The 12,982-nt window shown below is 52.2% G+C and carries 12 protein-coding genes; 10 read left to right on the forward strand and 2 right to left on the reverse strand.

The genetic code is table 11. The annotated features are described in order from the left end of the window. Positions 1-84 precede the first annotated feature (84 nt). The 9 genes from bolA to NYE92_RS20045 all read left to right on the forward strand — a co-directional run bounded on the left by bolA (position 85) and on the right by NYE92_RS20045 (position 10,470). Positions 85-399, forward strand: coding sequence for a transcriptional regulator BolA (gene bolA, locus NYE92_RS20005; protein ID WP_013024884.1), 315 nt, complete (start codon positions 85-87; stop codon positions 397-399). A 294-nt stretch (positions 400-693) separates the two neighbouring features. Beyond that, positions 694-1,998, forward strand: a complete 1,305-nt coding sequence (tig, locus tag NYE92_RS20010; protein WP_022622659.1) for a trigger factor — start codon at positions 694-696, stop codon at positions 1,996-1,998. Positions 1,999-2,332: 334 nt separating this feature from the next. Then, positions 2,333-2,956 carry an ATP-dependent Clp endopeptidase proteolytic subunit ClpP gene (gene clpP, locus NYE92_RS20015; protein ID WP_006117959.1) on the forward strand — a complete coding sequence of 208 codons (624 nt, stop codon included), beginning with the start codon at positions 2,333-2,335 and terminating at the stop codon, positions 2,954-2,956. Between the two features lie 132 nt (positions 2,957-3,088). Continuing rightward, positions 3,089-4,360: an ATP-dependent protease ATP-binding subunit ClpX gene (gene clpX / locus NYE92_RS20020; RefSeq protein ID WP_013024887.1), complete on the forward strand. Its 1,272-nt coding sequence runs from the start codon at positions 3,089-3,091 to the stop codon at positions 4,358-4,360. Between the two features lie 185 nt (positions 4,361-4,545). Continuing rightward, entirely contained in the window at positions 4,546-6,900 is a 2,355-nt protein-coding gene (lon, locus tag NYE92_RS20025; RefSeq protein ID WP_013024888.1) for an endopeptidase La, read from the forward strand. 215 nt (positions 6,901-7,115) lie between these two features. Continuing rightward, positions 7,116-7,388 (forward strand): nucleoid-associated protein HU-beta, encoded by a 273-nt coding sequence (gene hupB / locus NYE92_RS20030; RefSeq protein ID WP_014606441.1) that lies wholly within the window; start codon positions 7,116-7,118, stop codon positions 7,386-7,388. 250 nt (positions 7,389-7,638) lie between these two features. Next, the gene (gene ppiD, locus NYE92_RS20035) at positions 7,639-9,510 is read left to right on the forward strand and encodes a peptidylprolyl isomerase (protein ID WP_015700835.1); all 1,872 of its coding nucleotides are present in this window, start codon (positions 7,639-7,641) and stop codon (positions 9,508-9,510) included. Positions 9,511-9,649: 139 nt separating this feature from the next. Beyond that, on the forward strand, positions 9,650-9,973 hold the full coding sequence (locus NYE92_RS20040; RefSeq protein ID WP_013024891.1) for a helix-hairpin-helix domain-containing protein: 324 nt from the start codon (positions 9,650-9,652) through the stop codon (positions 9,971-9,973). Between the two features lie 98 nt (positions 9,974-10,071). After that, the gene (locus tag NYE92_RS20045) at positions 10,072-10,470 is read left to right on the forward strand and encodes a thioesterase family protein (RefSeq protein ID WP_014606439.1); all 399 of its coding nucleotides are present in this window, start codon (positions 10,072-10,074) and stop codon (positions 10,468-10,470) included. 58 nt (positions 10,471-10,528) lie between these two features. On the opposite strand, the gene queC is transcribed toward NYE92_RS20045, so the two are convergent. Beyond that, on the reverse strand, positions 10,529-11,224 hold the full coding sequence (gene queC / locus NYE92_RS20050; protein ID WP_029568493.1) for a 7-cyano-7-deazaguanine synthase QueC: 696 nt from the start codon (positions 11,222-11,224) through the stop codon (positions 10,529-10,531). 126 nt (positions 11,225-11,350) lie between these two features. After that, the gene (locus NYE92_RS20055; protein WP_259019385.1) at positions 11,351-12,385 is read right to left on the reverse strand and encodes a PLP-dependent cysteine synthase family protein; all 1,035 of its coding nucleotides are present in this window, start codon (positions 12,383-12,385) and stop codon (positions 11,351-11,353) included. A gap of 117 nt (positions 12,386-12,502) precedes the next feature. Between NYE92_RS20055 and NYE92_RS20060 the strand changes: the two genes are divergently transcribed. Beyond that, on the forward strand, positions 12,503-12,964 hold the full coding sequence (locus NYE92_RS20060; protein ID WP_015700832.1) for an Lrp/AsnC family transcriptional regulator: 462 nt from the start codon (positions 12,503-12,505) through the stop codon (positions 12,962-12,964). Positions 12,965-12,982: the final 18 nt, after the last annotated feature.

Consider the following 12,982-nt stretch of genomic DNA (forward strand, 5'->3'; position numbering starts at 1 on the left):
TCCGCCCGTCACCGCGTAGAGTGGCTGAAAACCAACTAATATTTAAACAGATGGGGCACAGCGCTCGCCATTGAGGGTAAAACCATGATTCGAGAACAGATAGAAGAGAAGCTGCGCCTGGCTTTTGAGCCGGCTCATCTGGAGGTCCACGATGAAAGCTACCGACACAACGTGCCTGCCGGTTCGGAAAGTCACTTTAAAGTCGTGATCGTCAGTGACCGTTTTACCGGCCAGCGTTTCCTGGCGCGCCATCGCGCAATTTACAGCGAACTCAGCGCGGAGCTGGCGGGAAGCGTCCATGCCCTTGCGTTGCACACTTACACCTTGAAAGAGTGGGAAGGATTGCAGGATACGGTACTGGCTTCACCTCACTGCCGGGGCGCCGGAACGCTAGCCTGATTGCCCGCGTTTTAAACGGCCTTCGGGCCGTTTTTTGCGTTTAAGGGTGGCTAAACGCGATCTGTGGCTCAAAAAAACAGCAAACTCCCTGAAAAGTGGTGACTTAGCATCCTCGACTCATCTCAGCGATGCCGCTATAATGCTGCGTCTATTTTTCCGGAATGTCTTCGGGACGCTTCTGGTAACAGGGATCAGGTTCTCTTCACGGAAGCCGTCCCGGTTGTTGGATACGGCGCATTAACCAATGTGTGGTGTCTGAAGTTGACCGAGCACGTGATTTTTTGAGGTAACAAGATGCAAGTTTCTGTAGAAACCACTCAGGGCCTGGGCCGTCGCATTACGATTACTGTCGCTTCTGACAGCATCGAGAGCGCCGTTAAAAAAGAACTGGTGGATGTGGCGAAGAAAGTCCGTATCGATGGTTTCCGTAAAGGCAAAGTGCCAATGAACATCGTGGCACAGCGCTATGGTGCTTCTGTGCGCCAGGACGTGCTGGGCGATCTGATGACGCGTAACTTTGTTGACGCCATCATTAAAGAGAAAATTAATCCGGCTGGCGCACCGAACTACGTGCCAGGCGAATACACCGAAGGTCAGGACTTTACCTATGCGGTAGAATTCGAAGTGTATCCAGAAGTTGAGCTGAAAGGCCTGGAAAACATCGAAGTCGAGAAGCCACAGGTTCAGGTGACTGACGCGGATGTGGATACCATGCTGGAAACCCTGCGTAAGCAGCAGGCTAACTGGATTGAAACCGATGCAGCAGCCGGCGCAGAAGACCGCGCGACTATCGATTTCACCGGTTCTGTTGACGGTGAAGAATTCGAAGGCGGCAAAGCCTCTGATTTCGTTCTGGCGATGGGCCAGGGCCGCATGATCCCAGGTTTTGAAGAGGGCGTTATCGGTCATAAAGCAGGCGAAACCTTCACTATCGACGTGAAATTCCCTGATGACTACCATGCGGAAAACCTGAAAGGGAAAGACGCGAAGTTCGAGATCGTGTTGAAGAAAGTTGAAACGCGTGAACTGCCAGAACTGACTGAAGAATTCATTAAACGTTTCGGCGTGGAAGAGGGTTCAGTTGACGGTCTGCGTGCCGAAGTGCGTAAGAACATGGAACGTGAGCTGAAAGGCGCTATTCGTAACCGCGTGAAAACCCAGGCTATCGACGGTCTGGTTGACGCAAACCCAATTGACGTGCCAGCTGCGCTGATCGACAGCGAAATCGACGTTCTGCGTCGTCAGGCTGCACAGCGCTTTGGTGGTGACGAGAAGCAGGCGCTGGAACTGCCACGTGAGCTGTTCGAAGAGCAGGCAAAACGTCGCGTTGTTGTCGGTCTGCTGCTGGGCGAAGTGATCCGCACCCATGAGCTGAAAGCTGACGAAGACCGCGTGAAAGTGCTGATCGAAGAGATGGCTTCTGCCTACGAAGATCCGCAGGAAGTGATCGAGTTCTACAGCAAGAATAACGAGCTGATGAACAATATGCGCAACGTTGCGCTGGAAGAGCAGGCTGTTGAAGCCGTGCTGGCGAAAGCGAAGGTTTCTGAGAAAGAAACTAACTTCCAGGAACTGATGAATCAGACCGCTCAGGCCTAATCATCTTTTTAACCGGTTGTGCTAAAGCCCGCGCCTGAAAAGTCGCGGGCTTTTTTCTGTATTACGCTTGCTGCCAGTCGGTTTGTCGCTATTTGGCTAATTTTTAGGCAAATTGTTCACGCATCGCTTTTTCCTGGTTAGCGATTGATGAAAAGGTTGTTATGCTTGAAACAACTGAGCAGCATCCCAAGATACAGGGAGTATGCAAAAACAGTTCGGCTGACTGATTAACCGTCCTGAAGTTGTCGGTAAGAGGCAGAGCATAGTTTTTGTCGCTCGTCTTACGTAAAATCGGTACAGAATGTTGCCAACGAAATTTATCCAGGAGACGGTAATGTCATACAGTGGCGATCGTGAGTTTACTGCACCGCACAATGCGTTGGTGCCAATGGTGGTCGAGCAAACCTCGCGCGGCGAGCGTTCATACGACATCTATTCCCGTCTGCTTAAAGAACGCGTAATCTTCCTTACCGGTCAGGTGGAAGATCACATGGCTAACCTGATTGTGGCCCAGATGCTGTTTCTGGAAGCAGAGAATCCGGAAAAAGATATTTACCTTTATATCAACTCACCGGGTGGCGTGATTACTGCCGGGATGTCAATTTATGACACCATGAAGTTTATCAAGCCGGACGTCAGTACCATTTGTATGGGCCAGGCCTGTTCAATGGGGGCTTTCCTGTTGACTGCCGGGACGAAGGGCAAGCGTTTCTGCCTGCCAAACTCACGCGTGATGATTCACCAACCGCTGGGTGGCTATCAGGGACAGGCAACTGACATTGAGATCCACGCGCGCGAAATCCTGAAGGTGAAGCAGCGCATGAACGAACTGATGGCGGAGCACACCGGCAAGTCACTGGAAGAAATTGAGCGTGACACCGAGCGTGACCGTTTCCTCTCCGCCAGCGAAGCGGTAGAGTATGGATTGGTCGATTCCATCCTGACGCATCGCCAATAAGCCCTAACTTCGCCTTGTCTCTGGTCTATAGTTAACAGGACAAGGTGATAATGGGTTGAATGAACATCGGCCGTGTACCCACGGCCAGTGCTGTACTTCTGGTACGGCCTGAGAATAAGAAGAGGTTAACTGATGACAGATAAGCGCAAAGACGGTTCAGGAAAGTTGCTGTACTGCTCTTTTTGCGGCAAAAGCCAGCATGAAGTGCGTAAGCTGATTGCCGGGCCGTCAGTGTATATCTGCGATGAGTGCGTTGATCTGTGTAACGACATTATTCGCGAAGAGATAAAAGAGGTTGCCCCGCATCGCGAACGTAGCGCCCTGCCTACGCCGCATGAGATCCGCCATCACCTCGACGATTACGTTATTGGTCAGGAAAGGGCCAAGAAAGTGCTGGCCGTGGCGGTGTACAACCACTACAAACGTTTACGCAACGGTGATACCAGCAACGGTATCGAGCTGGGTAAAAGTAATATCCTGCTCATTGGTCCTACCGGGAGCGGTAAAACGCTGCTGGCAGAAACCCTTGCCCGTTTACTGGATGTGCCTTTCACCATGGCGGACGCCACCACCCTGACCGAAGCCGGTTATGTGGGGGAAGACGTCGAAAACATCATTCAGAAACTGCTGCAAAAATGTGACTACGATGTGCAAAAAGCGCAGCGTGGTATTGTCTACATCGATGAAATTGACAAAATTTCACGTAAGTCAGACAACCCATCAATCACCCGTGACGTCTCAGGTGAGGGTGTGCAGCAGGCGTTGTTGAAACTGATTGAAGGTACGGTGGCTGCGGTTCCTCCGCAGGGCGGCCGTAAGCACCCGCAGCAGGAATTTTTGCAGGTTGATACCTCGAAAATTCTGTTTATCTGTGGCGGTGCGTTTGCCGGGCTGGATAAGGTTATCTCACAACGCGTTGAAACCGGGTCAGGCATTGGCTTTGGCGCCACCGTGAAAGGCAAATCGCAGAAAGCAACGGAAGGCGAGCTGCTGTCACAGTGTGAGCCGGAAGATTTGATCAAGTTTGGTCTGATCCCGGAATTCATTGGCCGTCTTCCTGTCGTCGCGACGCTTAATGAGCTGAGTGAAGAGGCGCTGATTCAGATTCTGCGCGAGCCAAAAAATGCGCTTACCAAGCAGTACCAGGCGTTGTTTAACCTGGAAGGCGTTGATCTGGAATTCCGTGATGAAGCCCTGACGGCGATTGCGAAAAAGGCGATGTCACGTAAAACTGGCGCGCGCGGTCTGCGTTCTATCGTGGAAGGTGCACTACTGGAAACGATGTACGATCTGCCTTCTATGGACGACGTCGAGAAAGTCGTGATTGATGAGTCAGTCATTGAGGGTCAGTCCGAACCCATGCTGATTTATGGCAAGCATGAAGCTCAGGCTTCTGGCGAATAAGTAAACAAATCGTCCACATTGTGCCATCTATAAAGGGGAAAATCTTTCCCCTTTTGCATTTCTCACCGTTGTGACATTGAATGTCTGACAATCATCCCCATATACTCAGACACCTGTGGGTTTAACCGCATACCTGCCTTTGCGGTACCCATCACCTGGCGGACACGAAACTAAGAGAGAGCTCTATGAATCCTGAGCGTTCTGAACGCATTGAAATCCCCGTCTTGCCTTTGCGCGACGTGGTAGTTTATCCGCACATGGTAATTCCGTTGTTTGTTGGCCGGGAAAAATCAATTCGGTGCCTCGAAGCCGCAATGGATCATGATAAAAAGATCATGCTGGTCGCACAGAAAGAGGCTTCAACGGATGAACCTGGCATAAACGATCTTTTTTCAGTGGGTACCATCGCCTCCGTTTTGCAGATGCTAAAACTGCCAGACGGTACGGTGAAAGTGCTGGTTGAAGGCTTGCAGCGTGCCAACATCACGACGCTTGCCGACAACGGCGATCACTTTGTAGCCCAGGCTGAATATCTGGTTTCACCAGAGATCGAAGAGCGTGAGCAGGAAGTGCTGGTGCGCACGGCGATCAATCAGTTTGAAGGTTACATCAAGCTGAATAAAAAGATCCCGCCTGAGGTCTTAACCTCCCTGAACAATATTGATGATGCGGCGCGCCTGGCGGATACGGTTGCGGCGCATATGCCATTGAAACTCGCGGACAAACAGTCCGTGCTGGAGATGTCAGACGTTAACGAGCGTCTGGAATATCTGATGGCGATGATGGAGTCTGAGATCGATCTGCTGCAGGTTGAAAAACGCATACGCAACCGCGTGAAAAAGCAGATGGAAAAGAGCCAGCGTGAGTACTACCTGAATGAGCAGATGAAGGCCATTCAGAAAGAGTTAGGCGAGATGGATGATACGCCTGACGAGTACGAAGCGTTAAAACGCAAAATCGATGCGGCTAAAATGCCGCAGGAAGCGCGTGAAAAAGCCGAAGCCGAACTGCAGAAGCTGAAAATGATGTCGCCTATGTCTGCAGAGGCAACAGTGGTGCGCGGCTACATCGACTGGATGGTGCAGGTTCCGTGGAACGCGCGCAGCAAAGTGAAGAAAGACCTGCGCAAAGCCCAGGAAACGCTGGACACGGACCACTATGGTCTGGAACGCGTGAAAGACCGTATCCTTGAGTACCTTGCGGTGCAAAGTCGCGTCAGCAAAATCAAAGGGCCGATTCTTTGCCTGGTCGGACCGCCGGGCGTGGGTAAAACCTCGCTGGGGCAGTCCATCGCAAAAGCGACTGGCCGTAAATACGTTCGTATGGCCTTGGGCGGCGTGCGCGATGAAGCGGAAATCCGTGGTCACCGCCGCACCTATATTGGCTCAATGCCGGGCAAGTTGATCCAGAAAATGGCGAAAGTGGGGGTGAAAAACCCGCTGTTCCTGTTGGATGAAATCGACAAAATGTCCTCGGATATGCGCGGCGATCCGGCATCCGCATTGCTGGAAGTGCTGGATCCGGAACAGAATATCGCGTTTAACGATCACTATCTGGAAGTGGATTACGATCTCTCCGATGTGATGTTCGTGGCAACGTCAAACTCCATGAATATTCCGGCACCGCTGCTGGATCGTATGGAGGTGATTCGCCTGTCGGGTTATACCGAAGACGAAAAGCTCAACATCGCGAAACAGCATTTGCTGCCGAAGCAGATTGAGCGCAATGCCTTGAAAGCCGCTGAGATCAGCGTTGAAGACAGCGCGATTGTGGGCATCATTCGTTATTACACGCGTGAAGCCGGCGTACGTAGCCTGGAACGTGAACTGTCCAAACTGTGCCGTAAAGCCGTGAAGACGCTGCTGATGGATAAAACCAAAAAGCACATCACCATCAATGGTGAGAACCTCAAGGATTTCCTTGGCGTTCAGCGTTTTGACTATGGTCGTGCGGACAGCGAAAACCGTGTAGGCCAGGTAACCGGTCTTGCCTGGACAGAAGTGGGCGGGGATTTGCTGACAATCGAAACCGCCTGTGTACCGGGTAAAGGGAAACTGACCTATACCGGTTCACTGGGTGAAGTGATGCAGGAGTCGATTCAGGCCGCCCTGACCGTCGTGCGCGCACGTGCAGAGAAACTGGGTATCAACGGTGACTTTTACGAAAAACGTGATATCCACGTGCACGTACCAGAAGGGGCAACACCGAAGGATGGACCGAGTGCCGGTATTGCGATGTGTACGGCGCTGGTGTCCTGTCTGACGGGTAACCCGGTGCGGTCAAATGTGGCGATGACCGGCGAGATCACGCTGCGTGGTCAGGTGCTGCCGATTGGTGGACTGAAAGAGAAGCTGCTGGCAGCGCACCGTGGTGGCATTAAAGTGGTCCTGATTCCGGACGAGAACAAGCGCGATCTGGAAGAAATTCCACAGAACGTGATTGCCGATTTGGAAATCCATCCGGTTAAGCGCATCGAAGAAGTATTGAACCTTGCACTGGAAAACGCGCCTTACGGCATGCAGGTCGCTACCGCAAAATAGTGATTAATGGCATAAACCGTTAAAAAGCAGAGCTGGCAACACCAATTGGTGCTTGCCAGCTTTTTTTTGTGCCGCTAATTTAGGTGGCTGCTGAACCATCGTTATAAGAGGATTACCGTTGTTTCAGCTTATAAGGCTTGATATAACTTGCTGCGCGTTCGTACCCGACAGGAAGCGTGGGTACGATGTGAAATAATAAAGAGGGGATGAATAGAGTGAATAAGTCACAACTGATCGATAAAATTGCTGCCGATGCCGATATTTCTAAAGCAGCAGCAGGACGTGTGTTAGATGCATTTATGGGCTCTGTTTCTGATGCGCTGAAAGGCGGAGATGAAGTGGCGCTGGTGGGATTCGGCACTTTCTCAGTACGTGAGCGCGCAGCGCGCACAGGCCGTAACCCACAAACCGGTAAAGAGATCACTATCCCGGCAGGTAAAGTACCGGGTTTCCGTGCAGGTAAAGCACTGAAAGACGCTGTCAACTAATGACAACGCCACCACTCATTAACACATTTTCTTGAGTGGATTAGAGGACGGTTAACGCGTTCTCATGTAACATACGGGCACATCGATAAGATGTGCCTTTTTTTATATCCAGAGAGGCAGTAAAGGTCGCAAGGCTTGTCTCAACAGGATTATTGCTGCCAGCAAGATTTGCAGCTGAGTAATGCGCCGGGAAGAGGGCGTTATTGCGACAGGGCTTTACATTCACACTACAGCGGAGTGTTGTCATACCATGATGGACAATTTACGCGCGGCGTCGAACCATGTCGTGCTCAAGATTATTTTGGGGTTGATCATTCTCTCCTTTGTGCTGACCGGCGTTGGCAACTATCTGATTGGCGGCAACAATGATTATGCGGCCAAAGTGAACGGTCAGGAGATCAGCCGGGCGCAGTTAGATCAGGCATTTAACAGCGAACGTAACCGCCAGCAGCAGATGCTGGGCGACCAGTTCTCGCAGCTTGCAGGTAACGATGGTTACATGCAGCAGATGCGCCAGCAGGCGCTGTCGCAGCTGATCGATCAGGCCTTACTGGACAGCTACATCAAAGATCTGCACATTGCCATCAGTGACGATCAGGTTAAGCAGGCGATTTTCAATCAGGCTGCTTTCCAGACGAACGGTAAGTTTGATAACGCCAAATATAACGCGATGATCGGCAACATGGGCTTTACTGCCGACCAGTATGCGGAAGCGCTGCGCAAGCAGCTGGCGACACAGCAGCTCATCAACGCCATCGCCAACACCGACTTTATGCTGAAAAATGAAACCAGCAAGCTGGTGGATTTGGTGGCGCAGAAGCGCGATATTCAGACCGCAACCCTGGACGTGAATGCACTTGCGGCGAAGCAGACCGTCAACGATGACGAGATCAACCAGTATTATCAGCAGCATAAAAACAGCTTTATGGCGCCTGAACAGTTCCGGGTCAGCTATATCAAACTGGATGCGGCAGGCATGCAGGAAAACGCCAGCGATGCGGATATTCAGGCCTGGTACGATCAGCATAAAGCGGATTACACCCAGCCACAGCGCGATCGCTACAGCGTCATTCAGACCAAAACGGAAGCCGATGCCAACGCCATTCTGGCTCAGCTGAAAAGCGGTGCTGATTTTGCCGAACTGGCGAAAACCAAATCCATTGACCCGATTTCTGCCCGCAAAGGCGGCGATATGGGCTGGCTGGAACCTTCTACCACGCCGGATGAGCTGAAAAATGCCGGACTGAAAGAGAAAGGCCAGCTGTCAGGCGTGATCAAGTCTTCCGTTGGCTTCCTGATCGCGCGCCTCGACGATATCATCCCTGAGCAGGTCAAGCCGCTGGCCGACGTGCGTAGTGAGGTGGCGGATGAGGTCAAGCAGGAAAAAGCAGTGGATGCCTTCTATAAGCTGCAGCAGAAGGTGAGTGAAGCGGCCAGCAATGATAATGAGTCTCTTGCGGGCGCGGAGCAGGCGTCGGGCATGAAAGCCACAGAAACGGGCTGGTTTAGCCGTGACGACGTGCCGAAAGATCTCGATTTTGACGCGGTGAAACAGGCAATTTTCAACGGCGGGCTTGTTGGACAAAATGGCGCGCCAGGTAATAACTCTGACATCATCAGTGTGGATGGCGATCGTGCCTTCGTGTTGCGTATCAGTGAGCACAAACCTGAAGCGGTTGAACCGCTGGAGAAGGTTAAAGCACAGATTATCGACACGTTGAAACACGACAAAGCGACGCAGCAGGCTAAAGCCCAGGCCGATAAACTGTTAGCCGACCTCAAAGCCGGAAAACAAGATGTGCTTAAAGCGGCAGGCCTGACCCTGAGCGCCAGTAAAACGGTTGATCGAAATACGCAGGATCCGGTGGCACAGGCTGCCTTTAACCTGCCACAGCCTGAGGATAACAAACCCTCCTGGGGCGTCAGCGAAGATATGCAGGGCAATGTGGTTCTGGTGGCGGTGGATAAGGTCAGCACCGGTACGATGCCACAGGCGCAGATTAATGAAATGGTCAAAGGCGTCACGCAGAACAACGCGCAGCTTGCCTTTGAAGCATTGCTGCAAAATCTGCGTAAAGAGGCCAAAATCAAATACGGTGCCGCTGCCCAGCAGATGCAGTGATCCTCGCAAATTTCAGATAATGACTGAAACAACCCAAGGCCGCTTATGCGGCCTTTTCCATTTTTAACCTTTGCCGTTTGAGGGCAGGTTATTGTCGTGACAACCTGAGCCTGCTGTTTAACACAAGGAGAAACACAGCATGGCTAAACCCAACTTACACGCCTTTTATCTTTCCCTCGCCCTGTGTGGCGCGCTGTATCAAATGCCTCTTTCAGCGGCAGAAACCCCAAGTGAAACCCAGGCCGCGCAGGTTTCCATGCCGCAGCAGGAGCTGGTCAGCATAAACGACGCGACGGCAGAGCAGCTATCAAAGGCGATGAACGGGGTGGGCCTCAAGAAGGCGCAGTCTATCGTCAGCTATCGTGAAGAGTACGGGCCGTTTACGGCTATCGATCAACTGAAAGAGGTGCCCGGCTTTGGCAATGCCCTGGTTGAGAGAAACCTGTCGCGTCTGAAATTGTGAAGTGATGCGCAACTCTGATGCTTAACCTGCTGTTACGGGCGGACTCTGCTAAAGTGAACAGGTCCAACCAGTTAATCTATAGCAGCAGGAGAACAGGAATGCAGACCACGATAAAAGTGCGCGGCTATCATCTGGATGTCTATCAGCATGTTAACAATGCTCGTTATCTGGAGTTTTTAGAAGAAGCGCGCTGGCAATGGCTGGAAGAAGCGGACGCCTTTAATTGGTTGCTTGAGCAGAAACTGGCCTTTGTGGTGGTCAACATCAACATCAATTATCGTCGCCCGGCGGTGCTGGGCGATGTACTGGAGATCAGCAGCGACATCACGCAGCTTAATGGAAAAAGCGGCATCATTTCTCAGCGGGTTCTTTTAGCGGGTGGTGAGACTGTTGTTGCAGATGCGGCACTGACCTTCGTGTGCATCGACCTGCGTTCCCAGAAAGCCGTCCCGCTGGAAGGCGAACTGCGGCAGCGACTGGAAAGACTGATGTCTTAACTGATGTCATAACTCATGTCATCAGGGCGGCGGCTATCTGTCGCCGCCGCGCCCGAGGTTACGGCAAACCGGTTTTTGCCTTCATGGCTGCCATAATACCGGGGCGATCCTGCAGATAAGCATTCAGGCCGTTTGAGCGCAGATGACAGGCGGCACATTCGCCACAGCCGTCACCTTTGATGCCGTTATAACAGGTGAGCGTCTCTTCGCGGATCAACGTAAGCTGCTGCCAGTAATCGGCCAGCGCCCAGGTTTCGGCTTTATTAAGCCACATCAACGGGGTTTCAAAACGAACATCGCGCGCCATGCCAAGGCCGATCGCGTGGTTAAGCGCTTTGACGAACTCGTCGCGACAGTCGGGATAACCGGAGAAGTCGGTTTCGCAAACGCCGGTGATGACGGCTTCCGCTTCAACCTGATACGCGTAAACCGAGGCCAGGGTCAGAAACAGAATATTGCGGCCCGGTACAAAAGTGCTCGGCAGGCCGCTAGCCTCGGGATCATAAGCGGGAACCGGAATGCTGTCGCGCGTCAGGCTGCTGACGGCCAGTTCATTCAGCATGGTCACATCGAGTACCTTGTGCGCTCGGGCGCCCAGTCTTAAGGAAAGATCCCGGGCCACGTCAATCTCTTCACGATGACGTTGACCATAGTCGAAGGTCACACAGTGCACTTCATCGTAATGCTGTAGGGCCTGAACCAGGCAGGTGGTGGAGTCTTGTCCACCGCTAAATACGACAACGGCGCGTTTCATGGCACGTCCCAATAATAAAAATTGGTGCTTATGGTAATACCTGAACGCGCGGCTGAACAGCTGCAGGGGCAATAACTGGCCCGATCTGGCGCTTCTTAACCCCGTTAGTCAAGGTCTGATAGCGCACTAGCCCAGTTCGCGCTGCCAGGGCGTAATATCGCCAATGTGCTCGGCAACCCACTCAGGTTGATAGTAAGTATCAGGATAACGTTCTCCGCTGTCGCACAGCAGTGTCACCAGCGAGCCCTGCTCGTGGTTATCGCGTAAGCGTTTTGCCACCTGCATCATGCCCCAGAAGTTGGTGCCGGTAGACGGGCCCGGTTTGCGTCCCAGTAGCGTTTCCAGCTTCAGCATGGCGGCAATTGATGCGCCATCCGGTACGCGAAGCATTTCGTCAATCACATCGGGCATAAAGGAAGGCTCGACGCGTGGACGACCAATGCCTTCAATCATGCTGCCACGATTGCTGGTCAGGGTGGCGTCACGGTTGTGCCAGTAGTCATAAAAAACGGAATGCTGCGGATCAACGACCAGTAATCGCGTATCGCATCCCTGATAGCGAATATAGCGTCCCAGCGTGGCCGAGGTACCGCCAGTGCCGGCACTCATAATCAGGGTGTGAGGAACGGGAAAGGGTTCGTTTGCCATCTGACGGAAGATGCTTTCAGCAATGTTGTTGTTGCCGCGCCAGTCGGTGGCCCGTTCCGCGTAGGTAAACTGATCCATAAAATGGCCGTTCAGTTCCCGAGCGAGGCGCTCGGATTCTGCATAGAGCTGACAGGGATCGCTGACAAAGTGACACTGACCGCCGTAAAAGGTGATCTGCTCAATTTTAAGCTTCGCGGTGCTGGCGGGCATGACGGCAATAAAAGGCAAGCCCAGCAGGCGGGCAAAATAGGCTTCAGACACGGCCGTACTGCCCGAAGATGCCTCAATAACCGGCGTATCTTGTTTAATCCAACCGTTGGCCAACGCGTACAGAAACAGAGAGCGCGCCAGACGATGTTTCAGACTTCCGCTGGGATGCGTGCTTTCATCTTTGAGATAGAACCTGATGCCCGGAAAATCCGGCAAACTGAAGCGAATTAAGTGTGTGTCCGCTGAGCGTTGAAAATCAGCGTTAATTTCGTTAATCGCGTGGCGTACCCAGCATGTTGACATGGCGTTCATTTCCGGTCGGATGAAAGTCATTATTTTAAGGCACGTGTAGGAAAAAGAGCTTACTGGTTTTGCGTTAAAATGGCGGTAATGGAGAAAATATTTCTACCGGAGGGCCGTATGCCAGATAAAATTGACCTTAAACTGTTGGCTATGCTGCAGCAGGACTGCACCACTTCACTCCAGGTACTGGCAGATGCGGTTAATCTCACCACGACGCCCTGTTGGAAGCGCCTTAAAAAGCTGGAAGAAGACGGCATTATTCGCGGACGGGTCGCTCTGCTGGATAATGAAAAGCTTGGCCTCTCTCTCACGGCCTTTATGTTTGTCAAAACCACCCAGCACAGCAAAGCCTGGTATCAGGAGTTCGTCTCGGTGGTGCAGAGCATGCCGGAAGTGATGGGCTTTTACCGTATGGCCGGTGAGTACGATTATTTACTGCGTATTCAGGTTGCCGACATGAAAAGTTATGATGCCTTTTATAAGCGTTTAGTTAATGGTGTAACAGGCCTGATCGATGTGACCTCCAGCTTCGCGATGGAAGAGATTAAATACACGACAGCCCTGCCTGTTGGCCCCTGAGTATCTGAGATTGAGAGC

Source organism: Pantoea sp. B566 (assembly GCF_024793925.1).
Taxonomy (GTDB): domain Bacteria; phylum Pseudomonadota; class Gammaproteobacteria; order Enterobacterales; family Enterobacteriaceae; genus Pantoea; species Pantoea ananatis.